Here is a 25568-nt window from a genome sequence, read left to right as displayed (position 1 = left end):
GAACTAAGTTGCAATACCTCAGGCATGTATGGCAATATGCTACTACCTTGAAGAGATTGGAGGCAGAGTGATGGAAGTGAACCGAAAACCATCAGTCAAACTTATTGGTGAAGATGGCAATATCTTTTCCATTCTTGGGCGAGTGAGTAGGGCGCTGAAAGAAGCTGGGAAAGAAGAACATGTTAAAGAAGTCAGTGAGCGGGTGATGGAATCCAGTTCCTATGGTGAAGCCCTCCAAATCATCATGGAATACGTTGAGGTGGAGTGATGATGAAATGAAAGCGTTGTTTGGAAGGAAAATTAGTAATCTAGTTGAGCTGAAGGAAATCACGGAAGAGGCTATGAAGCAAGGACAGCGAGGTCAAACATACATCGTAACAAAAGAAGTGGAGTTAGAAGATAACGATTTTCATAACTTTGCTAAAGACTTCTTTAACGACCAGCCTTGGATCACAGAAGAAGATGGTGGAATGAATTCGAATAGGGAGGCTCGATGCATCAGAGTCATCAATAAAGAAACTTGTGAAACAGTTTTAGTAAACAGTGAAGGCTATAGTTATCCAAGATATACAGCAATTGAAAACGACTAAAGTGGTGGCCTTAACGGGCCTTTTTCTATTGGTCTATAAATATACTCATTTTGATCAGGAATGACTTGCTATTACTTGTGTTTAGAGTGATATATGTACTACACCAAAACACAGGAGGTAGTAAAAATGGATCGAAAAGAAATGGTCAAAAAGCTAGGAGAATTTTTAGGAGTGAAACCCAAGTATCTAAACGTTCCAACCTTTGCCTACGAAATTATAACCGAGGATGCAACCTACACCATTGACAGGCAGGGCACGATTACAAACTCAGCCGGAGAAGTGAAAACCTTTGAAGAGATAACTAATCCGCCAGAGCCTGAAGAAGAAACAGGTGAGGAACAGCCAGCGGTTCTTGATTTGGATGAGATTGAGGTAACGCTCCCGCTCGAGGGCCACACCGGAAACACATTAAGAAATCTAGTAAACATGCTTTATAGCAAACAGCTCCTGATCATGATGGCCTTTGAAACAAGCGAGCTGCTGATGGATGAAACCTTCCCAGAGGATTTGAGCGAAAAGGAAACGAGTACCTTTGAAGAGTTTAAGAAGGCACTTGATGAACTTAGCCTTGAGAGAATACCAGGTTTAGCTTTTGATTTTGAAAAAGAAACATTCACTATCAAACTAGCGGCGCAAAATTTGGATTCAGAGAAGGTGGCCGCATTTCAAGACCTCACCGCATTCATTAACCAAAATGCCAAAAAGCAAAAGCGAGCAACCTTTAAACGGGCTCAGGATGACAATCCGAAATATGCCTTTAGAACTTGGTTGATAAGACTTGGAATGAATGGTCCTGAGTACAAAACGACAAGAAAGGTGCTACTGCAAAACCTTGAAGGAAGCGGAGCCTTTAGAAAGGTGAGTGAACCGAATGAATGAGCAAATCTACCAAGCAATGATTCAGGGACTTAAGGCAACCATCATTGAAAAAGAGGTCGTCCTTGGTGAAGCGGATGCTAAAGAAGGAGTGCTTAACATTCTCGACTTACTAGAGGATCTGGACCAGTTTTGGAACAGTGAAGAGGACTTGGATCCGGAAGCTAGTGCCCTTGAAGCATTCATTAAGGAAACAAGGAAGAAGTACAGTTCTGAGGTGAAACATGATGGATAAATTTTTCACACAAACACATTGTGATCGCTGTGGCAGTAGCTTAAAGGGCGGACGGATTATGTCCATGTACAATACCGATTGCATTTGCTTAACGTGCAAGGATAAGGAATCCAAGCGGGCTGATTATGGTGAGGCGGTCGAAGCTGAACATAAGGAATTTAAGAAAGGCAACTACAATTATAAAGGCATTAAAGGTGATAATTAACTTGATAACCCCTGTGTTTAGAGTGATGTATAGACATACCAAAACACAGGGAGGTTGTTTGAATGACCAGAGATATAGTTCAGATGCTGCAAGGGAACGTTAATGCAGTGAGAGGGATGGAACTTTTACTTCAGCAAAAGCGAGAATTGACAGAAGCGGGATACCAAGAAAATGAGATGTATCTTTTGCCGGGAATACTAGTCCTAAAACTTGAAGATGGGGAAGTACGCTGGATGGTTTTTGGAGGAGAATTCAGAATGGAAATATGGAAGAACTAAGGGAATGAATCAATTGGAGTCTATCAGGAGGTAGGCTCTTTTCTTATGCAAAATTTGAAAGGAGGTGGCGCCTGTGGCTCAACGTGGAAGGAAACCAAAGCCAACTGCACTAAAGGCATTAGAAGGCAACCCAGGGAAGCGAGATCTGAATCAGAAAGAACCGAAGCCTGAAAAGAAAGCACCAAGATGCCCATCTTGGCTGGAACCAGAAGCCAAGAAAGAGTGGCGAAGAATGGTCAAACAACTAGAGCAATTAGGAATCCTGACTGAAGTAGATATGGCTGCCTTTGCTGGATATTGCCAAGCGTATGCCAGATGGAAAGAGGCAGAAGAGTTTATCACCAAGCATGGAACCATTGTCAAAACCCCTTCAGGATATTGGCAACAGGTGCCGCAGGTTTCCATCGCCCAGAGCTATTTAAAAATCATGAATCGGTTCTGTGAGCAGTTCGGATTAACTCCTTCATCGAGAAGTAGAATTGTGGCGGACAAGCCAATTGACGCTGATGATCCGATGGAGTTCATGCTCTTTAAAGGTGGTGGCTAAGGTTGTATGACGAGAAAAAAGCCCAACATGCCGTCAACTTTATCAATTGTCTAAAACATACGAAGGGGCAGTGGCGTGGAGTTCCTTTCGATCTTTTGCCTTGGCAGGATGAAATCATCCGAGATATTTTTGGTACGGTTAAGGATAATGGCTATCGGCAATACAACACTGCTTACATTGAAATTCCAAAGAAGAATGGGAAAAGTGAGCTCGCCGCAGCGGTTGCCCTATTAATGACATGTGGTGATGGTGAATGGGGAGCGGAAGTTTATGGATGTGCTTCTGATCGCCAACAGGCATCGATTGTTTTTGATGTTGCCGTTGAAATGGTGGAGCAGTCCCCCGCTTTGAAAAAAAGAATCAAACCTGTTATGTCCATGAAACGATTGGTTTACAAGCCAACGAACAGCTTTTATCAAGTACTATCAGCTGAGGCTTATACGAAGCACGGTCTTAATGTTCATTCCGTTATTTTTGATGAACTACACGCCCAACCTAACCGTGAGTTATTCGATGTTATGACTAAAGGGTCTGGTGATGCACGGTTGCAACCACTCTTTTTCTTGATTACGACTGCAGGAACGGATCGAAATTCGATTTGTTATGAAGTACATCAAAAAGCGATGGACCTTTTGGAAGGAAGAAAGATTGATCCAACATTTTATCCAGTGATTTATGGAATTGAAGATAACGATGATTGGTCTGTTGAAAAGAACTGGTACAAAGCCAATCCATCTCTTGGCCATACCATTGATATAGAGAAAGTAAGAAATGCTTATATAAGTGCAAAGGAAAACCCAGCCGAAGAAAATATCTTCCGGCAGCTGCGGCTAAATCAATGGGTAAAGCAGTCAACCCGCTGGATGCAGATGGAGAAATGGGATGCTTGTGATGATCCTGTTGATTTTGATAGCCTTCGTGGAAGAGAATGTTATGCTGGCCTTGACTTATCAAGTACAACGGATATTACAGCATTTGTGTTGGTTTTCCCACCAAGGACAGAAGATGAGAAATTTATTGTACTTCCTCATTTTTGGATTCCAGATGAAAACCTAAAGTTGAGGGTAAGGCGAGACCATGTTCCTTATGACGTTTGGGAAAAACAAGGTTATATCAAAACGACTGAGGGGAACGTCATTTATTATGGCTTTATTGAAGCTTTTATTGAAGAACTTGGGAAAAAATATAACATAAAAGAAATTGCGTTTGACCGTTGGGGTGCCGTACAAATGGTGCAAAACCTAGAAGGGATGGGTTTTACCGTTATTCCATTTGGACAAGGGTACAAGGATATGTCACCTGCTTCAAAAGAGTTGATGAAAATAACCCTCGAGAAGAGAATCATACATGGTGGAAATCCAGTATTAAGGTGGATGATGGATAACATTTTTGTTAAAACCGACGATGCTGGGAACATAAAGCCGGATAAATCGAAGAGTACTGAACGAATTGACGGTGCTGTGGCTATGATTATGGCGTTGGACCGGGCTATTCGGAATGAGAATCGAGAGAGTGTTTATGATGGTCGGGGGATTTTAATCTTATAAATTGCTGCCAGCAAGGAGGTGTGTGAATGAAAATACCATTGATATCTAGACTTTTTCAATCAAGAGATGGTCCAAAGAACAGCTTTGTGGGTAGTACCTACAGCTTTTTCTTTGGTGGTACCACAAGTGGAAAAACAGTCAATGAAAGAACAGCAATGCAAACCACTGCAGTTTATGCCTGTGTACGAATTCTAGCAGAAACCATTGCAAGTCTCCCGCTACATCTATACAGATACACTGACAATGGGAAGGAAAAAGCAGTAGAAAACAGTTTATATTACAAGCTCCATGATGAGCCAAATGCCGAGATGACTTCGTTCGTGTTTAGAGAAACACTGATGAGTCATCTTTTATTATGGGGAAATGCCTACGCCCAGATTATCCGGGATGGCAGAGGAAATGTACTATCTCTTTATCCTTTACTTCCAGATAGGATGGCGGTAGATAGAACTTCTACAGGGGAACTTTATTATGAATACCGAAAAGACACGGGTTCGGTCATCCTTCGAAGTGAGGAAGTGCTTCATATTCCTGGGCTTGGCTTTGATGGACTAGTTGGTTATTCACCGATTGCTATGGCTAAAAATGCGATTGGAATGGCCTTGGCAACCGAAGAGTATGGAGCTAGGTTCTTCGCTAATGGTGCCAATCCTGGTGGTGTATTAGAACATCCCGGTGTGGTTAAGGATCCATCGAAAATACGGGAAAGCTGGAATGCAGTTTATCAAGGATCTAACAATGCCCATCGAATTGCTGTCCTTGAAGAAGGGATGAAATTTCAAAGTATCGGTATTCCACCAGAACAAGCACAGTTTTTGGAAACAAGGAAGTTTCAGACTGAAGAAATTTGCCGGATTTTTAGAGTTCCACCTCACCTTGTGGCCAATCTAGATAAAGCGACTTTTAGTAATATTGAACATCAATCGATTAGCTTTATCGACAATACAATCATGCCTTGGGTAACTAGAATTGAACAGTCCATGAAGAAGGCCCTGTTAAGTGAAACAGATAAGAAGGAATACTTTATCAAATTTAATCTGAATGGGCGACTCCGAGGAGATGCAGGTTCAAGAGCGCAATTCTATCAAATCATGCGGCAAAACGGAGTGATGTCTGCGAATGACATCCGAGAACTAGAAGAGATGAACTTAATCCCTGAAGAGCAGGGTGGATCCAAGTACTTAGTGAACGGGAATTTTGTAGATATGTCAAAGGCCGGAGCATGGACAGAAAAGTATGAGGAGGGATAAGCCATGAGAAAGTTTTGGAACTGGGTCAAAAACGAAGATGGCCGGACACTATTTCTTGATGGTGTCATTGCTGAAGAGACATGGTTTGGCGACGAAGTCACACCGAAGCAATTTAAATCTGAACTATTCAATGAGAGCGGGGATATATCCATTTGGATTAATTCTCCTGGGGGTGATGTGTTTGCCGCTAGTCAAATTTATAACATGCTGATGGATTACAAGGGTCATGTCACTGTAAAAATTGATGGGATAGCTGCAAGTGCTGCTTCCGTTATTGCGATGGCGGGTGGAGAAGTGCTAATGTCGCCTGTTTCAATGATGATGATCCATAATCCGATGACGATAGCTTTTGGAGATACAGCTGAAATGAAAAAGGCCATTCAGATGTTGAGTGAGGTAAAGGAAAGCATCATCAATGCCTATGAATTGAAAACGGGTTTACCTAGGACAAAGCTATCAAGCTTAATGGATGCGGAAAGCTGGTTCAATTCCAAAAAGGCAATGGAGCTTGGCTTTGCTAATGGCATCCTTTTTGCAAACGAAAGTGCCCAAGCTTCTCCAGAAGAAGGAATCATCTATAGTCAGATGGCTGTGGTGAATTCATTTTTACACAAGCTGCCGCAAAAGGAAAAGAAAACAGGTACTGATATCAGCATTTTAGACAAGAGATTAGAACTCTTGAAATATTAAGGAGGAGATTTGGATGAGTAAAGTTTTAGAACTACGTGAAAAACGAGCAAAAGCATGGGAAGGTGCGAAAGCCTTTCTTGATTCGAAAAGAGGAGAAAATGGACTACTTTCCGCAGAGGATACTGCAACCTATGAAAAGATGGAGACAGAAGTCGTTAATTTAGGGAAAGAAATTGACCGATTAGAACGACAACAGGCCATTGATTTAGAACTTTCCAAGCCAATCAATCAACCGATTACTTCTAAACCAGCGGGTGTTGAAGGGCAAAAAACAGGACGAGCAACCGATGAATACAGAAATGCATTCTGGAGAGCGATGAGAAACAAAAGCAATTATGATGTACAAAATGCATTAAAGGTTGGAACGGATTCTGAAGGGGGTTACCTAGCTCCGGATGAGTTTGAACGTACCCTTATTGAATCTTTAGAAGAAGAGAACATCTTCCGCTCATTAGCGAAGGTCATCACGACTTCTTCAGGTGATCGGAAAATTCCAGTCGTTGCCTCAAAGGGAACAGCTTCATGGGTGGATGAGGAAGGCTTGATTCCTGAATCAGATGATAGCTTTGGTCAAGTTTCCATTGGGGCTTATAAGCTTGCAACGATGATCAAAGTATCAGAAGAGTTATTGAACGACAGCGTATTCAATTTAGAAGCGTATATTGCAAAAGAATTTGCCAGACGGATTGGTGCTAAGGAAGAAGAAGCGTTCTTTGTAGGAGACGGCACCGGAAAACCGACTGGCATTTTTAATGCAACGGGTGGCGCTGAACTTGGGGTCACTGGTACCTCTACAACCGCCATTTCAGTTGATGAGATTATGGATTTATTTTATTCATTAAAATCCCCTTATCGTAAAAAGGCTATCTTTATTATGAATGATGCGACAGTCAAACTGATTCGAAAATTGAAAGATGGAAATGGCCAGTACCTATGGCAACCATCCATTCAAGCGGGACAACCTGATACGATTTTAAATCGACCAGTGAAAACTTCCGCCTACGTACCAACGGTTGAAGCGGGAGCCAAGACCGTTGCATTTGGTGATTTCGGATACTATTGGGTAGCGGATCGCCAAGGTCGTTCCTTCCAGCGGTTAAATGAACTGTATGCCGCAACGGGCCAAGTTGGATTTAAAGCCACACAGCGGGTTGACGGGAAACTAATCCTCCCTGAAGCAATCAAAGTGCTGCAACAGAAAGGGTAGGTGATAGCCATGAGTAATGTAAAAAATTATACGGAACAAGGCGGCGAGAGAACAGTTATCGGTGGGACTTTGGAAATTGCTTCTGATGGGAAACTTCTATTCGATGGAGCTCAATTACAACCTGCGGTAAATCAAAAGGATTCTACTGCGACTGATGTTGCTGGTCTTGTTGCCGATTTTAATGCTCTTTTAGCCAAACTAAAAGCGGCTGGTTTGATGAAATAAGGGGGATTCAGTGATGGAGGATTTATTGCCAAAGGTAAAACAAAACCTAATCCTAAACCATGATGAAGATGACACCCTGCTTTCCAGCTTTATCACTGCCGCTGTTTCCTATGCAGAGAGTTATCAAAAGAAACCAGATGGTTTTTATAAAGAAAACCCAATGCACCCAACCACTGAACAGGCTGTCATTATGCTATCATCCCACTTTTTTGAGAGTCGGGATGGTAGCACTGGTGGCTTTTTTGCTGACAATGTGGAAGCGAGTAAACAAGTGTGGAATGTGGTTAATATGCTTCTCCGTCTAAATAAGGACGTGATCATATGAGTATTGGAAAAATGAATAGTTTTATAGAGATACATGAAGAAGTATCAATTAGGGATGAGGAAGGGTTTGTCTCGAAACAGGAGCTCCTCGTCACATCCATGAGGGCCTACAAGGAAAATCAGCATGGAAGTGAAGCATGGAAAAACAGGGCTAGCTTTAGTGAGGCTAGTTCTCTTTTTCGTTTTAGAAAACCTCGTGGCATAGAAATTACAACAGATTTGATTATTGTTTGTAAAGACCAACGTTACAACATTTTAAGTGTGGAGGATATCAAAGAGCGTGGGATGTATATGGAAGTGCTAGCACAAAGAATTGCAGGTTCGAAGGGGTGATTGGATGGCAAGAGCAGCGGTGAAAATGCCTGATGAATTTTTAGAAAAAATCTCAAAGCTCAATCGTCACTTTGATGAAATTGTTCCAAGAGTGCTAGAAAAAGGATCCAAGCCTGTTATTCAAAAAGCAAAAAACAATCTAGCAGCGAGAATTGGTCAAGGAACTAAGGAGCCATCTCAATCCACCGGGGAATTGTTAGCCTCACTTGAAACGACAAAACCTGTTCAAGATGCAAAAGGAGACTGGAATCTTCGTGTTGGTGTACCTACAACGAAAGATAGCAAAGGTGTTTCCAATGCTTTGAAAGCAGCCGTTATCGAATACGGAAAATCCGGTCAACCACCGAAACCATGGTTAAAACCAACCAAATCGGCTACGAGGAAAGCCTGTATAAGTGCCATGGAACAAGCATTGGATAGGGAGATTGAAAGATTATGAGTTTGTTAAAGGATTTAGTGGAGCTACTTGAGCCCATTGGAGTTCCAATTGAAACAGGCTTTTTTTCTAAAAAGCCACCTGAAGAGTATATCGTCATTACCCCAATGTCGGACAGGTTGGATTTTTATGCAGACAACAAGGCCCAATCCGTTATCGAAGAAGCAAGGCTTTCTCTTTTTACTAAAAAGAATTACCAGGCATTAAAAAAGCAATTAACAAAGGCTCTTTTAGTTGGAGAGATAACAATAACCGACCGGCAATATATCGGATTTGAAGATGATACTAAATATCATCACTATGCGATTGATGTACTAAAAGAATATGAAATGGAGGAAGGGTAAATGGCAACTATAGGATTGGATCGTTTGTATTACGCCAATATCACAGAGGACGAAAATGGCACCGAAACCTATGGAACACCGAAAATCCTCGCCAAAGCGATGACCGCCGAGCTAAGTGTGGAACTAATTGAAGCAATTCTTTATGCGGATGATGGAGCATCTGAAGTGGTAAAAGAATTTAAGAGCGGGACGTTAACACTTGGTATCGATGATATCGGTGCATTAGTAGCCCAGGATTTAACAGGAAGTAAAATCGACAGCAACAATGTCGTGGTTTCAAGAAGTGAAGATGGTGGGAATCCTGTGGCGATTGGGTTTCGTGCCAAGAAATCAAATGGAAAATACCGTTACTTTTGGCTTTATCGGGTTATTTTTAGCATTCCCACGACCAACCTTGCGACAAAAGGGGATTCGATTACGTTTAGCAGTCCCACCATAGAAGGAACGGTGTTTAGACGAAATAAGCTGGATGGTGAAAATAAACATCCATGGAAGGCAGAAGTGACGGAAAGTGACAATGGTGTTTCCTTAGAGACCATCAATAATTGGTTCAAAACTGTCTATGAGCCTGATTTTACACCCGTCACACCCATGATTACAATTCTTACGCAGCCAGCTGAATTGACGGATGTGGTAGAGGGTAGCATTTCTGGTAGTCTATCAGTGGTTGCAAGCACAAATACGATTCATCCTGTTACTTATCAGTGGTATGAAAATACGGTGGAAAGTACAACTGGTGGAACAACTATTAATGGGGAAACATCAGCAAGCTTTAACATTCCAAAGGATCTGACAGCGGGAACTTACTACTATTACTGTGTGCTGAATTCAACTGGTGCAAGTGCCGTTAAGTCGAATGTTGCGACAGTAAATGTTTCATAGGGGGATGATGGAAAATGGGAAATGAAGCGATAGATATTGATTTTGCCGCTGAAGAAAGAAGTGCGGTCATTGAAGTTGGTGGATTGGAATACAAATTGATTCTAACCACAAAGGCAACAAAGGAAATCGCCAAACGCTATGGCGGTCTTGAAAATCTCGGAACAAAACTGATGAATACGAAAGATTTTGAAATGGCTTTAGATGAAATCGTTTGGCTCATCACGTTGTTAGCGAATCAGTCGATCCTAATTCATAATTTACGAAATAAAGATTTGAAGAAAGACCTGCTAAAAGAGGAAGAAGTTGAATTGTTGACTACTCCTTTTGAGCTGGCAGAGTACAAAAACGCAATTATGGCCAGTATGTTGAAAGGTACAAAACGGCATATACAGAGTGAACCATCAAAAAACGTGGAGGTCGGGTAAGTGATGATGAATTGTTTATCCGACTTCTTTATTATGGAACAGCTCAGCTAGATCGAAGAGAAGAAGAAGTGTGGCTGATGCCGATGGGTTATTTAATGGATTTATGGGAATGTCATAAACAGTTTACTGGCATTGCTAAACCAAAGCAGGAGCTTTTTATTGATGATGTGATTCCAGTGGGGATTTAGGTAGGGATACTTTGCGAAGAAGGGAGGTGGAGTCGTGGCTGATAATTTTGGCCTCCGCATTGGTGTTGAGGGAGAAAAAGACTTTAAAAATGCTTTGAGGGATATCAATCAAAATTTCAAAGTATTAGCCAGTGAAATGAAACTTGTAACCTCGCAGTTTGACCGACAAGACAGATCCATTGAAGCTCTTACAGCAAGAAATGGAACGCTCACCAAGTCAGTAGATGCCCAAAAAGACAAAATCAGCACGTTAGAAGCCGCATTAAGAAATGCTGCAGATTCATTTGGAGAGACAGACAAACGAACCCAAAACTGGCAAATTCAGCTGAATAACGCAAAGTCTGAACTGATGAAGATGGAGCGGGAACTTGAGAATAACAATCAAGCCATACAAGAGTTGAATGAAGGGTTCAATGATGCTGAAGGAGAAGTTGAGGAGTTTGCTGATGAAGTACAGAATGCAGCGGATCAGACTGAAGATGCTTCTGGTCGTTTTGAAAAGTTGGGTGGCGTTTTAAAAGGAATCGGAGCAACGATTGGTGCAGCGGTAGCCGCTATTGGAACCGCTGCGGTTGCTACAGGGGCAAGCCTGATTAAACTCGGCGATGAGTACAATATGGCGGTCAATCAAATTTCCGCTTCAACTGGTGCAACAGGTGCCGAACTTGAGGAGTTGGGGGAAATTGCTCAAAATGTGTACAAGCATAATTTTGGCGACAGCTTGGATGATGTGGCAGTAGGAATATCAGAGGTACAAAAGATAACCGGACTCATGGGTGACGAGCTAGAAAAAGCCACCGAGTCCGGTTTTGCTTTGAGGAAAACTTTTGACTTCGATATGCAGGAATCGGCAAGGGCAGCCAGTGCTCTTATGAAAAACTTTGGCATCTCTGCAGATGAAGCCTATAACATTATTGCTGTTGGTGCTCAAAACGGTGCCGATAAAAATGGCGATCTATTAGATACCTTGAATGAATACTCCGTACAATATGCTTCACTTGGCCTTAGTGCCGATGAATTTATTGCTAGTTTAGTAGCGGGGGCAGAAAGTGGAGCTTTCAGTATTGATAAGGTTGGGGATGCCGTAAAAGAATTTAACATCCGGGCAAAAGACGGTAGTAAGTCAAGTATGGAGGCTTTCACTGCTCTTGGGCTTAATGCAGAAGAAATGACGAAGCAGTTTGCTCAAGGTGGGGAAACAGCCAATGCCGCCTTTTTTAGTGTCATTCAAAAACTTCAAGAAATTGAAGATCCGCTTCTTAAAAACACAATTGGTGTGCAGTTGTTTGGTACACAGTTTGAAGATTTAGAAGCTAGTATATTACCAGTTCTTGGTGGGATAAAAGATAGTACCATTGCAAGCGGAGACGCACTGGCCCAAATTACAGAGGTCAAATACGATAACCTGACTGATGGCATTGAGGGGGTAAAACGCTCCTTACAAGGCGTATTTTTGCCTGCTGTGAGCGAAGTGTCTGCAGGGATCACTGATTTATTTTCTGGCTTATCGAATGGGATTAATGAAGCAGATGGGGATTTTGAAAAAATTGCAGAGGTGATTGGCGAGACTGTCGCCGGTATTACAGAACTTATCACAGAGCAATTGCCTCAGTTCGTTACGTTAGGACTTCAAATTATTATGTCCTTAGTTGGTGCAATCGTAGAAAACCTCCCAATGATCATTGATTCCGCCATGCAAATCGTGACGACTCTACTCCAAGGGATTATAGAGGCTCTACCTCAAATCACAGAAGGAGCACTTTACCTTGTTCTTAGTTTGGTAGAGGGTATTCTCGCCAACCTCCCTGCCTTAATCGAAGCTGCATTAACTATGGTCGTGACTCTAGCAACTGGGATTGGTGAGGCTTTACCTAACCTTATTCCATCCATAGTATCAGCGATTCTATTAATTGTAGAAACGATCATAAACAATCTCGACATGGTTTTGGAGGCGGCTTTTAAAATTATAGAAGGTTTAGCCGTAGGAATTATCAATGCTCTGCCTAGACTCATAGAAGCATTGCCAGCTATTATTTCATCAATCATTACCTTTATTACCGAGAATATCCCTAAGATTATTGAGTTGGGTATTTCATTGATCATTCAGTTGGCAGCGGGATTAGTCCGAGCTATCCCTCAGCTTGTGGCGCAATTACCGCAGATTATTTCTGCAATCATCGTTGGAATTGGAAAAGCGGCTGTTTCCATCGGTCAAGTGGGAGTGAATATTGTACGTGGGCTTTGGAATGGGATTGCTTCCATGATTGGCTGGATAAAAGATAAGGTTAGCGGTTTTGTCGGTGGCATCGTTAGTAGTGTAAAAGGTGTCCTTGGGATTCGTTCACCTTCACGAGTTTTTGCTGGTATCGGTGAAAACATGGGTGAAGGGATTGGTGTTGGTTTTTCAGATGCCATGAAAGGTGTGGAAAAGGATATGGAAGAAGCCATTCCTACTGACTTTGGCCTTGACCTCAATAGCGAAGTAAGCGCTACTGCAAAAGGGACGGATGGAACCACATTCGATGTCACGATTCCACTTACGATTGACGGCAATGTCCTAACAAGAATTATCGCCCAGCTTCAGTGGAATCGAAATACAGTAACCGTTAGAAACTTAGGAGTTGCAGGTTCGTAAAAGGAGGGCAGATTGGTGATTGACATTTATGCGGGGAATACACTCATTCAATCCATTCGAAAGGTCATGACTGCGAATGTAAGAGAGACACTCGAGGGAGAGTTTACCTTGTCCTTTACTGTGCTAGCCAAGTCTGCTCTTGCTTTAAAAACGAAGCAACTCGCTAAGCTAAATAATCAGTATTTTGAAATTGTACAAATAGCGAAGTCGTTACAAGGTAGCCTTCCAGTCTGTTCTGTCACGTGTGAGCATGTCTCTTACATTTTAAATGACGAGATTTTTAATATAGATGCGTTTGATTTTACGGGAGCTCCTGCGGCTGGATTAAATCAGCTATTATCAGGAACTCCTTTTTCAGCCGGAACAGTAGATTTTACTGAGAGCTGTACAATGAAAATTAATCAGGAAGTATCAAGACGGGCAGCTTTGATGCAGTATATCGCTATCCTTGGTGGCGAAATAGAATACGATGGCTACAAGATTAATATTCGCAAACACCGGGGCAGTAGCGACTATCAACTCGTAATGGGTAGTAAAAACGTCACCAATGTAGCTGTATCCCACGATTCTCGAGAAAATGCTTCTTCATATGATATTTCTTTTTTCAAACTGATGAGTCTAGCAGTAGGGGATAATGTCCATATCGTTTTCAAGCCTCTTGGTATTGATGTCAAAACGAGGATCATCTCTTTAGAATACAATCCTTTTTATCGATATGACATTCGGGTTGAGGTTGGACGCTATAAGCCTAGCATTTCAGATACTTTTTATAGAATTGAAAGTTCCATGAGTAAAGTGGAAAGTTCGCTCACTGATGTTGGAAGTTCAGTTGAAGGGCTTCAATTTAAAATGGACCAGCTCGGAGTATCCTACACCATTGTAAAAAGTCTGTCTGTGGATGCGGGCTTTATTAATGTGACCTATGAAGTGGAAAAGGGAGATACCCATCAATATCACGCAAAATACAACTACACAACGGATAGCAATGGAAGAATTACAAGTATTACGTTAGAGGATATTTTTTCAGAGCTACTGTTGAAAGAGGTATCAACTTTATTGGTGGATACTTCGAGATTTGAAATTACGTATGTCGATGGTGAAAAGGCTAGTTATACCTACACGACCGATAGTAGTGGTCGGATTACTGGAATTAAAAAGGTGGTGGGATAGGGCATGAGTTATCATAGTAATTTTAATAATACACTAGCCATCTGGACTGCTTTTGGAGGCAGGGGTGAACTCATTCTTCCCATCCCCACCTTAAGTTGGCAAAGGAAATATTATAATGATTTTGGCTATACCAAGTATGGAAGTGAAACAAGAATTGATGTTCACGACAATGGGAACGCACAGATTGCCGTGTATCGTGCAAAGACCCCATATATGTCCTATTACAATAAAGCCACTGGAAAATGGACCGTGGTGAATGTTTCTTGGTGGAATAACGGTGCCCCAGAAATTTTATGGGCAGGCGATGGTGTGTTTTTAGCCAAAATTATAGGCTTGGCCAATATTATCGCTTCATTTGATGGCATCACCTGGTATAATGCTGGTTACTGTCAGGGGGCACAGAACTCCATGACCACTGGAGCATATGACAGCAATAGGGGAGCCGGAGTGGTTAGTTGGTGGTATTATAAGTCTCCCGTATATTACAACTTTGCTTCATTAACACAAAGAGTGGCTTGGACTTTGGTAGGTGCTGACGGGACTTCCGTTCCTATTTTTAGCTATATGACAGCACATAAAGGAAGATTTATCGGAATCGTTGGAGGTGATCGGTCGATTGCATCGGCAAGCACTTCAAGCCCTGGTTCTTGGTCTACGACTATTTCAGAGGATTTAAATACATATTATATGTATGTCCGCTCGGTTCACGATAAACTTTTCGTCATGAAATATCGATATGTTAGTGGAATCTTTCATGTGAATTTGTGTGTCATGAACGATAGTGCTACGGAGCTGACGGAAACAAACCTATCGCATGTCGGAAATCTAGCCAATAACAAAATTCCGAATCCACAGAACATCATCTGGATGGAGGATTGGGGGAAATATGCTCTTTTCAATGAAGGCATGCTTTATGTATCGGCTGATGGTCTGACTTGGGAAGGAGTCGAACAACCGGGATTTACAACAACTAATTCGGATACATTCGGTGGAGCTATTTATGTTCCTGGGGATGGGTTTTATGTGAAAGCCAGTGGTTATGTGTATTATGCTCCGTATTAAATAATGAAAATACAGGCGCTTTGTGGCTCTCTTGTCACAGGCGTCTTTTTATATAGATTAAAACGGATTGGAGAGCGAGGGGAGAAACATGGCAATAAAAGAACTTTGGATTGTTTTACAAACGGTAATTGCTGCAGTGGGCGGTTGGTTGGGCTGGTTCCTTGGGGGACTTGATGGATTTTTATATGCTCTTATTATTTTTGTCATTGTAGACTATATTACTGGAATTATGGTGGCCATTATTAATAAAGAGCTTTCCAGTGAAATTGGTGCTCGAGGGATTTTCAAAAAGATCCTTATTTTTATACTTGTCGGGATAGCTCATATCATTGACAGCCGACTGATTGGTGAGGGCAGTGTTATTCGAACAGCCGTCATCTTTTTTTATCTCTCCAATGAGGGCATCAGCATAATGGAAAATGGCTCAAGAATCGGGCTTCCAATTCCACAAAAATTGAAAGATGTCTTAGCACAATTACATGGCAAGGGAGAAGATAAGAATGAAACTAAACGCTAAATATATGACAAGAAACGATTGTTTTACAGTTGGGAAGAAAATCTCACCAAAAGGAATTATGGTTCACTCGACTGCAACTCCTGGTGTGATGGCAGCAGACTGGTTTAGTCGCTGGAATAAGTCGTACAAGTCGGGTGAAACCAATCGTCAAGTTTGTGTTCATGCTTTTGTTGATGATAAAGAAGTATGGCAGTACTTACCTTGGAACCATAGAGGTTGGCATTGCGGTGGTACAGGGAACAATACGCACATAGGTTTTGAAATTTGCGAACCGGGTGGCTTTTCTTATGGTAAAGGCTCAACGATGGTTGGCTACAATGTTGCAAAGAACGAGTCCTATTTTAGAAAGGCTTGGCAGAATGCAGTAGATCTTTGTGTGATGCTTTGCCAGGAATATGAATTAACAGAAGAAGATATTATTTGCCATTCTGAAGGAGCAAAAAAAGGTATTGCAAGCAATCATGGGGATGTGATGCATTGGTTTCCGAAGCATGGGGAAAGCATGAATTCCTTCCGTGCGGCTGTTAAAGTTGCGCTTAATAAAACAGGCGGTAAACCTACTATTAATCAATCAACATCTATTCAGGTGGGAGATGTGGTGGAGGTAAAATCTTCAGCAAGTACTTATTATCCCGGTGGTGCTAGTATCCCAGCTTGGGTCAAAACTGGCTCTTATCATAAAGTGACCCAGATTATTTCGAATGGTAAGCCAGTTGTTAAAGGCGGTAAGAATTGTGTGCTATTAGGTAAAAAGGTCGATAAGAAGACGAATAAGGAATCTGCAGGGATTATGAGTTGGATTGATGTAGGTGCTTTGAATGTTGTTAAATCTAGTAAGCCTCCAGACAATCAAAAACTTTATAGGGTGCAAGTGGGGGCCTTCACCAATAAAGGGAATGCAGAAACATTACTAAAGAAGTTGAAATCTGCCGGATTTACTGATGCATTTTTAAAATAAGGCTATACAAAATAGGGCTGGTATGTGCTGACATATCGGCTCTTTTTTATGGATTTTTATCTACTTATTCTCTTGCTATTTAGCCCCTTCTAAGTGATATATACTATAACCCATAAAGCTGAAGAACCTTGATACAAAGCGACTTCAGCAGATTTTTTTGGGAGCCATGATTGAATAGAAGAAGCCTAGTGTTGAGAAACGAGGATGAAAATTGAAAGGAGGCAACAGCATGGCAGAAGCATTATTTGGTTCATTTGGACAAGGAGTTGGTGGTATTTCATTAATGGAGCTACCTCCAGAGAAACCTAAACAACTGAGAGTGGCTGCATATGTACGAGTCAGCAGCCTTTCAGATGAACAAGAAGGATCTTTTGATAACCAAAAAACGCATTACACTCAATTAATTCGCTCCACACCGGGTTGGAAGATGGTTGACATTTATACAGACCATGGACGAACAGGAACATCGATGGCTAAAAGGCCAGGATTTAATCGAATGATACGGCACGCTACCGAAAAGAAAATTGATCTTATTCTTTGCAAGTCGGTATCAAGATTTGCGAGGAATGTACTTGACGCAATTAATACGATACGGAAACTGCGACAACTTGGAGTGCGCATTATATTTGATAAAGAGAATATTGACACAGATGATATGGCAAGCGAGTTTATTTTGACCATGCTTTCCGCAACAGCACAGGAAGAAAGCAGAAGCATTTCGGAGAATATAACTTGGGCTAAAACTAAGAGGTTTGAAAGAGGTGAACCGATCTTTGTAAAGAAACTCGGCTATGAACTAAATGAAAGAAAAGAGTGGGTTGTAGTAGAAGAGGAAGCCCAAATTGTTCGAGAGGCTTTTAATGAAATCTTGAACGGCAAGACACTCTCCCAAATATGCAAACAGTTCATCAGAAAGAAATATAAAAAAACGAACGGACGCACAGACTGGTCATCACCAACCTTAAAGTTAATGCTACAAAACAGTGATTATACGGGGGATGTTATTTGCCAAAAAACATATGTGGAAGATCACCTTTCTCATAAACAGCAATTAAACACAGGTGAACGAACTCAATATTTCATCGAGAACCACCACGAACCCATTGTAAGTCAAGAAGTATTTGAAGCAGTCCAAAGAGAACTGGAGAGGCGCAACAAACCAAATCCTAATAAAAAGACGAAACGCTATCCACTATCGAGCAGAATCCAATGTGGAGTTTGTGGAGGAAATCTGCACCGATTTGTCTGCCGAGAGAGAGTTACATGGCGTTGTGAAAATAGCAGAAAAAGCAAAGAGCTTTGTAAGATGCAAGGAATCCAAGAAACGATAATTTTAAAAGCAATGCAAGAAGCTTTTCTCGAACGCTATCGGTCAATAAGGAAGGTAATTGATATAGATCGTATGCAAAAGGACCTGACTAGGGCAGTCGCCGCAAGAGATTTTTCTTACAACCAACTGCGCTTAGATTTAGAACGGATTTTATTAGAAGAAAATGTAGCCCTTATAAACGCCAATGGAACAGAAGCAGAGAAATCAAAAGAAGTACTTGAGGAACTGTCACGCAAACGTGAAGCTATTGAGAAGGAGTTAAGAGTAAAAGAAGAATGGTGGGAACTTCTGGATCAGGATGTCGCTTTTCGCAAAGCAGCACTAATAAAGCTTAGGGAAATGGATGCAGTTAGAAATCCAATAAAACTATTACATGAAGAGATGAAACAAACTGCATTTTTAAGGGCATGGGTAGTTCGCATAAAAGCGATATCACCAATGTCCTTTTGTATGCATTGGATTGACGGTAAAGAAACCATTATTGATTTTGGGAAAGGAGATCATGATATTGACTAACCATCAAAGCCCTTCAAGGGTTCGGATAATTCCGGCAAAGGCTAGAACGAGCCGGACGGAAGCGAATCCTGGTGGACAAAAGAAACGGATTGCAGTTTATGCCCGAGTATCCACTGACTCAGAAATGCAGGCAAGCAGTTATGAACTCCAAGTGGATCATTACAAAGATTATGTAAGTAAAAACCCTGCTTGGATACTCGCAGATGTGTATGCAGATGAAGGGATATCAGGGACCTCGACGAAGAACCGTACAGAATTTAATCGAATGATCCAAGACTGTGAAGAAGGGCGGATTGACTATATTTTGACCAAGTCAATCAGTCGCTTCGCGAGAAACACTCTTGACTGCATATCAATTATCAGGCGTTTGAAGAGTCTAAGGCCAGCCGTGGGTGTTTTCTTTGAAAAGGAAAATATTGACACATTAGATTCAAAGTCAGAGCTTTTCCTAACGATTTTATCCTCAATGGCACAGGAAGAAAGCCGCAGCGTAAGTGAAAATACGAAATGGGGCGTTCAGAAGAGATTCCAACAAGGTATCGTACACATGCCGACTACCTTCTTCTTGGGCTATGATACCGATGAGGACGGAGAAATTGTGATTAACGAGGAACAAGCTGAAGTAGTCAGACGAATTTTTCGAGAGTATTTAGAAGGAAAAGGGTGTCCAAGCATTGCAAAAGGCCTAACAAGAGATGGATTAAAGACAGGAAAGGGAAATAAAACGTGGACGTCAGATGCGGTTTATAAAATCTTGAAACAAGAGAAGTACCAAGGCCACTGTTTAGCACAGAAGACCGTTACGATTGATTTTTTATCGCATAAACGCGTTCGCAACCGAGATATTCAACCACAGTATTTTGTAAAGAACACCCACCCAGCCATTATCAGCGAAGAAACCTTTGAAGCCGTTCAACAAGAAATGAAAAGGCGAAGTTTGATGATGCGGGACCCGGATAACAAATACCGGCAGCACTTTAGCGGACACAGCCCATTTTCCAATCAGTACTATTGCGGAGAATGTGGAAGGCCGGTGATACGAAGAAGGATGACTTCAAGCAGGAAGGGGGAGAAGTATTACATTTCTGCATGGCAATGCCGAGTGACTGCAGGGCTAGATCGAGACTATAAAGATTGTAAAACAAGTTATGTTCATGAGACAGACCTTGAAAATGCCTTTATGAAAATTATGAGGGGAATGAAAGAAAACCTCGATGAAGTAATAGAAGAAGCGAAACAAGCCATTCAAAAAGCATCCCTCTCGCCACCGGAACAACAACGGCTGGAGGAGTTGAACACGCAAATTGAAGCGATAACCGACCGCATTAGTGACTTGGCTGCAAGAGAGTCCGCCACCAGCGATGCCATTTACGATGCGACATTAAGGCACTTGATTTATGAACAAGAAATTCTCCAACAGGAGCGGGACAGCCTAGAGGACAACATGCAAGAACAACTTTATTTAGAAAAGCAATTTCAATCGCTCCTAGTCTTATTAGAAGAAACTGAGAAACTAGAGGACTTTGATGTAACGCTTTTCAAAAAGACAATCGAACGGGGCATTATTTATAAGGAACGAATAGTTGAATTTCAATTTAAATGCCGGGTGAAACGGACCCTCTGTGTAAGAGAACGAAAGACACCCAAGAAGAAATAAGCAAAATTTAATCAAATAAACATAAACCTCTTTCCACCCATAAAAAGAACTTGAAAGTTCTCGGGATGTGAGTGATAGATGGACACGAGCCATTATCACTTATAGGAAAGGGGTTTTTATATTGGATGAAATTCAAAAAGGTATGTGGGTCCGAACGTTGTGGGATCCAGTCAAGGCAAGGGAAGAAAGTCCGTTAATCGGAAACCATGAAGTGAAGGTAGCTGCTTATTGTCGAGTAAGTACAGATTTAGAAAAGCAACTGCATTCGCTAGAGAACCAAGTGCAACATTATACGCATCTCATTCGAAGTAAGCCGAACTGGAAGTTTGTTGGTGTGTATTTTGATAACGGCACGAGTGGTGGGAATGCCAATAAGCAGAAAGGGTTACAACGACTTATCCGCCACTGCCATGAAGGACGTGTCGATTTTATTTTGACCAAAAATGTGTCTCGCTTCACACGGAATGCGGAGCATCTTATCACGATTGTAGAAGAGCTAAAGGCGAAGGGAGTCGGCGTGTACTTTGAAGAGCAAAAGGTAGATACCTCGGTTGAATACAATCAATTTCTGCTAAGCACCTATGCAGCTCTGGCACAAGAAGAAATTGAAACGATCTCCGCCTCTGTCAAATGGGGCTATGAAAAAAGTTTGCAAAAAGGAAAGCCAAAGTTTGTAGCGACCTACGGCTATCGTAAAATCACAAAAGATGGACAGCCCACCCTTGAAATCAACGAGGAACAGGCAGGGGTAGTTCGTTTGATATACGATTGGTATTTACAAGATTGGTCCATCCAAGACATCGTGAGAGAACTTATACGTCTGGAGATTCCAACCATGAAGGGCGGAAAAGTGTGGAGGACAAAAAGTGTTAAATATATGTTGCAGAATCCTACCTATACCGGTAATAAGGTTGCCAGACTTCATTCTATTGATTTGTTTACCAAGAAAAAAACGATTAACAAGGATGACCCCATTACGATTGAAAATACCCATCCAGCCATTATCAGTATTGATGTCTTTGATCGGGCTCAGGAAAAGTTTAGTTTGGACCATAAATCTCCACGTAAGCGACCTACTCCCACAGAACCACATGCTTTTCAGAAACAAATCATCTGCCAGCATTGTGGAAAACTTATAAGAGTTCATAAAAGGAAGATCGGTAATATCTGGCGGTGTAATGCAAGAAAAGCTGGTGTTTGCGAGGGACCAGAATTACAAGAACATCAATTACAAACCATGATGCTAAAGGCTTTTGAGAAAAAGTTCTTGAAAGATGAAAATGTTCAAATCGGTGCTTTAAAGAAAATCCTGACCGTTGCCAATCAACAAGACCATTTCGAGTTCCATCGGTTAAAGTGGCTGACGGAAATGGAGATGGCTCGAACTACGGATACCGATGAAGAGCTGAAGGAAAAAGAAGAAGCGTATCGTGCATTTGAAGTGCATATTGAAAGCATAGAAGAAGGACGATCTTATCGGACCAGTACCATTCGATGGTTGGATTCCATTCAGAATATGGAGACTTTTTACGAACAAGTTACTCTAGAACATTTGAGAGCATGGATTTTAAACGCATCGGTAACTACTGAAACAGACTATGAGGTGAAATGGTTGGATGGAACGGTGACGACCATAGGCTCACCATTAATAAAAGATATAGACTCATCACCGACTGAAGAAAGCCAAAGAACAAAGGAGGTGACTTCTGAATTGAAAATACTGAATGAGAAAGGCGATTTGCTTATTAAGGAAAAGGAACAAAAGAAAGCATCGATTCCAAAAAGAGAAGTACAGAAGATTGAACCCAACAACAGTAAAGCGATATTGCAGACGATTGAAGCATCGATGGAGGGGGTGAATAAACAACCTTCTTCCCAACTAAATACTATAGAACCGTTGCGAACAGCAGCTTATTGCCGTGTTTCAACTGACCGTTTAGAGCAGCAATCAAGCCTGAAAACACAGGTCGCATACTATACTTATTTGATTTGGAAAAACCCAAACTATCAATTTGCAGGCATCTATGCAGACGAGGGAATATCGGGGCGTTCAATGAAAAATCGGGATGAATTGAATCGGCTCATTCAAGAATGTGAGCGTGGGCGAATTGACGTTATTTTGGTTAAGTCCGTTTCCAGACTAAGCCGAGATATTCAAGATACATTGGAAATCACGAGATATCTTCGTCAGCTTCCTAATCCAACCTACATCTACTTTGAACGTGAAAATATATGGACTTCGGACCCTCAAGCAGACCTTATGTTATCCATTTTCGGAAGCATTGCACAAGAGGAAAGTATTAGCATGGGTAGATCCTCGGCTTGGGGCATCCGCAGTATGGCCAAGCGGGGTATTATCCATCAGAAAAGACCGAACTATGGTTATACGATTGATGATAACTACCGTTGGCACATAGTGAAAGAAGAAGCGAGCGTGGTCCGGCGCATCTTTAGAGAAGTAAGAAAAGGAGTCACAGTGTCTCAAATCGCAGTGGATTTAAGTGAAAAAAAGCTTCCGAGCCCAACTGGTAATTTAACCTGGGGAGTAAGAACGATTACAAACATTTTAAGAAATGTAGTTTATAAAGGGGATATTTTATTCCAGCAAACTGTATCTCTTCAAAACGGTCAAAAGAAAATCGTTCCAAATGAAGGGCAAGAACCTCAATATTATATTGAACAACATCATGAACCGATCATTTCAAAGAAAAAATGGGAGGAAGTACAGAGGATATTAGATGAGCGAGCGGAAGAGGTAAAGAAGAAACGTTCAGCTCCCTTGCCAGAAATTAATGAAAATAAAAATGAAACATTCTTAGGGAAGATGAATTGTGGGGAATGTTCCAAACAAGTGGTCCATTATGTGAAGAAAAGGCCGAAAAAAGATGGTGACTATTATCAACATTTCTGGGTCTGTTACCGAGCGGGCTATCCACACTATCATGTTCATGATCCTTGTGATTCGATGGCTTTTAAACAAGACTATTATGAACAGCATTTTAGACACCTTTTAACAAATATTTATGAAGATTCCACTTTCTATCAAAAGGCAGAGCAGGCGATTGAACAGTTGGACTTATCCCCTGAAGAGAAAGTCAAAGAAACGCACCTAGAACAAGAAGTGAACGTATTAAATCAAGAACTTTATGAGGTGGTCGATGAAAGCCTTCATGGTCAGGGTCGAGATACAGAACGAGTGGACCAATTGACTGAAAAGCTATGTGCCATGTATGAGAGTCTTGCGGCTTTTCGAGATTGGAAGGAGAAAGCGGAAGAAGAACGAAAAACACTCAAGCGTTTTATGAAAAACTTGAAGGCTTATATAAAAAGTGAATCAAAAGCCTTTCCCGGCGAGATTTATACAGATGTTGTGGACCATGCGGCTGTATATAAAGATGGCAGCATTGTGTATCATTTGCGCTTTGGGTTGGAATGGACGACCGACGAGGTGTATTCTACTTTTCAGGAACAATGTGAAAGGGAGCGGCGGGCGAAGGCAAAAGCAAAATATGAAGCATTTTTGAAAGGGCCAGAAGTGGCTGCTCTTCTCGAATACTGTCATGAACCTAGGACGGTGAAAGAGATGTTGACATTTATGTTGGAAAGAAAACAAATGGGGAAAACAACCCTTGTCGATCGAGTGGTTATGCCTTTGTTTAAAGAAGGGACGTTTGAGCGCTTCAAAGTACAGGGACAAAGGAAGAATATCAGGGAGTATGCGTATAGAGTAAAGGAAAATAGGTAATCTGCTAATCTAGCAATCTATTAAAAATGGATTAGATTCCATTGGTTATGGGCTGGATGGATAAATGCATTGGAGAAGTATTGCGGAACCCATTGAGTAGGCTTGTGCAGAGCCACTTGGTGGGTTTTTAGTAATATTTTTAGACAAAATTAAAAGAGGACCAGACGCATCCAGTCCCCTTAAGTGTAAGCCGAAGCTGTACACCGCTATTAGTTATATATTATGATACTACAGTTTGTCCTATTCGTAAAGTACAAGCCTAAATATAATTCGTTAAGCTAGTTATTTTGTTTCTAAAATCGGACCCCATTATAGAGGTGTGAACCGGTATTGGTATGGCATCTCTAAGCTTTTCAGATTCCGCATGAAACTTTCGAACAATTTGTTTCAATTCAGTTTTGGTTACTCCAAGTTTTTTAAGAAGAAAAATCACAATGATAAAGTAATCCACAATGTTATCAAATGTAATATTTGTAATACCAGTCTCGCTTTGCAAGTATTCCTTCAAGCGTGAAGGCGGGTTTGTCTTTTTGAATCTGCAATCAAAGACAACGGAGTTATGTGCAACAGCATTACGCAGTTCCTTAATTAGAAAAATGATATCTTCAACAATTCTACCATTTTGATTATGGTTAGTTGTATGCATGCCTAAATCCTCTGCGATTGCAATCCTTGTGTCCTGGTTTAAACATTGTAAGAAAAAACCGAATTCCCCAAGATTAATTACCTCAAATATTGCCCATAGTGGTATCGGCTTATTGGTATGGAAAAAGTGTGAAATTACGGCTTTTTGTTCTGAGTAATTATAACTGATTTGTTGGTGGATTTTATTCCTTAAATCAAGCCGTTTTTTCATTTTATCCCTATACTTACTATTACCCGTATTTTCTTTCTTATAATCATTTAATAGGTGTGAAAAAACAAAATCAAAGTCTACCGGCCCTATTCCAATCAGGGTATTTAGTGTATAATTTTTAATTGCTGTTTCAATGAACATGATTCGTGGATATAAAATCGTTTTAAGGTTTGTATCAAATTCATAGACACCAACGACTTCATCGAAATTGGTGAATGGTATTTGATTACTGGCATGACCAATAAAACGATATCCTTTGTATCCGTGATAGTAACCTAAATTCAACAAATCCCTTTTCTGTTTGCTGCCACTAATTTCAATGCCATGCTTGTCCCTAAGGTGACGCATTAACCCATTGGTTGTTTTTCCTCTTACCAAAATATATCCGCTCCCATATAAAACTATTAACTTAATGGTAGTGTCAAAAGTTCTATGAAAACTATGTAAAGTATTAGATCACTTCCATTGGGGGGACGTGAGGCCCCGCAATCGCTCTTGACAAACAGTCGAAAAAGGTTGCGATAAAAGTATCAAGGGCGA

Annotated in this window: 28 protein-coding genes; 27 read left to right on the top strand and 1 reads right to left on the bottom strand. The window is 41.2% G+C overall.

Annotated elements, in window-relative coordinates; all coding sequences use genetic code 11:
• Positions 1-70: 70 nt before the first annotated feature.
• From ACFFHF_RS10720 to ACFFHF_RS10590, 27 genes are all read left to right on the top strand, one after another.
• A complete protein-coding gene (locus ACFFHF_RS10720; RefSeq protein WP_377058090.1) occupies positions 71-268 on the top strand; it encodes a hypothetical protein in 198 nt (65 codons plus the stop codon).
• A 7-nt stretch (positions 269-275) separates the two neighbouring features.
• On the top strand, positions 276-590 hold the full coding sequence (locus tag ACFFHF_RS10715) for a DUF6329 domain-containing protein (RefSeq protein ID WP_377058089.1): 315 nt from the start codon (positions 276-278) through the stop codon (positions 588-590).
• A gap of 126 nt (positions 591-716) precedes the next feature.
• Entirely contained in the window at positions 717-1469 is a 753-nt protein-coding gene (locus tag ACFFHF_RS10710; RefSeq protein ID WP_377058088.1) for a hypothetical protein, read from the top strand.
• Entirely contained in the window at positions 1462-1701 is a 240-nt protein-coding gene (locus ACFFHF_RS10705; protein ID WP_377058087.1) for a hypothetical protein, read from the top strand. The genes ACFFHF_RS10710 and ACFFHF_RS10705 overlap by 8 nt, the downstream gene beginning before the upstream one ends.
• Positions 1691-1906, top strand: a complete 216-nt coding sequence (locus ACFFHF_RS10700) for a hypothetical protein (protein WP_377058086.1) — start codon at positions 1691-1693, stop codon at positions 1904-1906. The genes ACFFHF_RS10705 and ACFFHF_RS10700 overlap by 11 nt, the downstream gene beginning before the upstream one ends.
• Positions 1907-1968: 62 nt before the next feature.
• Entirely contained in the window at positions 1969-2184 is a 216-nt protein-coding gene (locus ACFFHF_RS10695; protein WP_377058085.1) for a hypothetical protein, read from the top strand.
• A gap of 73 nt (positions 2185-2257) precedes the next feature.
• Positions 2258-2731, top strand: coding sequence for a phage terminase small subunit P27 family (locus ACFFHF_RS10690; protein WP_340905744.1), 474 nt, complete (start codon positions 2258-2260; stop codon positions 2729-2731).
• Between the two features lie 2 nt (positions 2732-2733).
• Positions 2734-4278 carry a terminase large subunit gene (locus ACFFHF_RS10685; protein WP_340905743.1) on the top strand — a complete coding sequence of 515 codons (1545 nt, stop codon included), beginning with the start codon at positions 2734-2736 and terminating at the stop codon, positions 4276-4278.
• A gap of 26 nt (positions 4279-4304) precedes the next feature.
• The gene (locus ACFFHF_RS10680; protein WP_340905742.1) at positions 4305-5528 is read left to right on the top strand and encodes a phage portal protein; all 1224 of its coding nucleotides are present in this window, start codon (positions 4305-4307) and stop codon (positions 5526-5528) included.
• A 3-nt stretch (positions 5529-5531) separates the two neighbouring features.
• On the top strand, positions 5532-6218 hold the full coding sequence (locus ACFFHF_RS10675) for a head maturation protease, ClpP-related (RefSeq protein WP_340905741.1): 687 nt from the start codon (positions 5532-5534) through the stop codon (positions 6216-6218).
• 13 nt (positions 6219-6231) lie between these two features.
• On the top strand, positions 6232-7425 hold the full coding sequence (locus ACFFHF_RS10670) for a phage major capsid protein (protein WP_340905740.1): 1194 nt from the start codon (positions 6232-6234) through the stop codon (positions 7423-7425).
• 9 nt (positions 7426-7434) lie between these two features.
• Positions 7435-7650 carry a head fiber protein gene (locus tag ACFFHF_RS10665; RefSeq protein ID WP_340905737.1) on the top strand — a complete coding sequence of 72 codons (216 nt, stop codon included), beginning with the start codon at positions 7435-7437 and terminating at the stop codon, positions 7648-7650.
• Positions 7651-7663: 13 nt separating this feature from the next.
• Positions 7664-7975 carry a head-tail connector protein gene (locus ACFFHF_RS10660; protein WP_340905736.1) on the top strand — a complete coding sequence of 104 codons (312 nt, stop codon included), beginning with the start codon at positions 7664-7666 and terminating at the stop codon, positions 7973-7975.
• Positions 7972-8307, top strand: coding sequence for a head-tail adaptor protein (locus ACFFHF_RS10655; RefSeq protein ID WP_340905735.1), 336 nt, complete (start codon positions 7972-7974; stop codon positions 8305-8307). Before ACFFHF_RS10660 ends, ACFFHF_RS10655 begins: the two co-directional genes overlap by 4 nt.
• Before the next feature lie 4 nt (positions 8308-8311).
• Entirely contained in the window at positions 8312-8746 is a 435-nt protein-coding gene (locus ACFFHF_RS10650; protein WP_340905734.1) for an HK97 gp10 family phage protein, read from the top strand.
• Positions 8743-9087 (top strand): hypothetical protein, encoded by a 345-nt coding sequence (locus ACFFHF_RS10645; RefSeq protein WP_340905733.1) that lies wholly within the window; start codon positions 8743-8745, stop codon positions 9085-9087. The genes ACFFHF_RS10650 and ACFFHF_RS10645 overlap by 4 nt, the downstream gene beginning before the upstream one ends.
• A complete protein-coding gene (locus ACFFHF_RS10640) occupies positions 9088-9969 on the top strand; it encodes a major tail protein (protein ID WP_446695002.1) in 882 nt (293 codons plus the stop codon).
• A 14-nt stretch (positions 9970-9983) separates the two neighbouring features.
• On the top strand, positions 9984-10394 hold the full coding sequence (locus ACFFHF_RS10635; RefSeq protein ID WP_340905732.1) for a hypothetical protein: 411 nt from the start codon (positions 9984-9986) through the stop codon (positions 10392-10394).
• Between the two features lie 11 nt (positions 10395-10405).
• Positions 10406-10582, top strand: a complete 177-nt coding sequence (locus tag ACFFHF_RS10630; RefSeq protein WP_340905731.1) for a hypothetical protein — start codon at positions 10406-10408, stop codon at positions 10580-10582.
• A gap of 34 nt (positions 10583-10616) precedes the next feature.
• On the top strand, positions 10617-13217 hold the full coding sequence (locus ACFFHF_RS10625) for a phage tail tape measure protein (protein WP_377058084.1): 2601 nt from the start codon (positions 10617-10619) through the stop codon (positions 13215-13217).
• 15 nt (positions 13218-13232) lie between these two features.
• Entirely contained in the window at positions 13233-14387 is a 1155-nt protein-coding gene (locus ACFFHF_RS10620) for a hypothetical protein (RefSeq protein WP_340905728.1), read from the top strand.
• 3 nt (positions 14388-14390) lie between these two features.
• Positions 14391-15449 carry a hypothetical protein gene (locus ACFFHF_RS10615; protein WP_340905727.1) on the top strand — a complete coding sequence of 353 codons (1059 nt, stop codon included), beginning with the start codon at positions 14391-14393 and terminating at the stop codon, positions 15447-15449.
• Between the two features lie 88 nt (positions 15450-15537).
• Positions 15538-15966, top strand: coding sequence for a phage holin family protein (locus ACFFHF_RS10610; RefSeq protein WP_340905726.1), 429 nt, complete (start codon positions 15538-15540; stop codon positions 15964-15966).
• Positions 15950-16924, top strand: a complete 975-nt coding sequence (locus tag ACFFHF_RS10605; RefSeq protein ID WP_340905725.1) for an N-acetylmuramoyl-L-alanine amidase — start codon at positions 15950-15952, stop codon at positions 16922-16924. The genes ACFFHF_RS10610 and ACFFHF_RS10605 overlap by 17 nt, the downstream gene beginning before the upstream one ends.
• Positions 16925-17153: 229 nt before the next feature.
• Entirely contained in the window at positions 17154-18770 is a 1617-nt protein-coding gene (locus ACFFHF_RS10600; protein WP_340905723.1) for a recombinase family protein, read from the top strand.
• A complete protein-coding gene (locus ACFFHF_RS10595) occupies positions 18763-20427 on the top strand; it encodes a recombinase family protein (protein ID WP_377058083.1) in 1665 nt (554 codons plus the stop codon). The genes ACFFHF_RS10600 and ACFFHF_RS10595 overlap by 8 nt, the downstream gene beginning before the upstream one ends.
• Before the next feature lie 121 nt (positions 20428-20548).
• A complete protein-coding gene (locus tag ACFFHF_RS10590) occupies positions 20549-24172 on the top strand; it encodes a recombinase family protein (protein WP_377058082.1) in 3624 nt (1207 codons plus the stop codon).
• Positions 24173-24431: 259 nt separating this feature from the next.
• Here the strand turns inward: ACFFHF_RS10590 and ACFFHF_RS10585 are convergent, their stop codons facing one another.
• Positions 24432-25406, bottom strand: a complete 975-nt coding sequence (locus tag ACFFHF_RS10585) for an Abi family protein (protein WP_340905718.1) — start codon at positions 25404-25406, stop codon at positions 24432-24434.
• Positions 25407-25568: the final 162 nt, after the last annotated feature.

Origin of the sequence: Robertmurraya beringensis (assembly GCF_042433785.1) — a bacterium.
Classification (GTDB): Bacteria; Bacillota; Bacilli; order Bacillales; family Cytobacillaceae; genus Robertmurraya_A; species Robertmurraya_A beringensis.
This window is presented reverse-complemented; position numbering and strand designations above follow the sequence as displayed.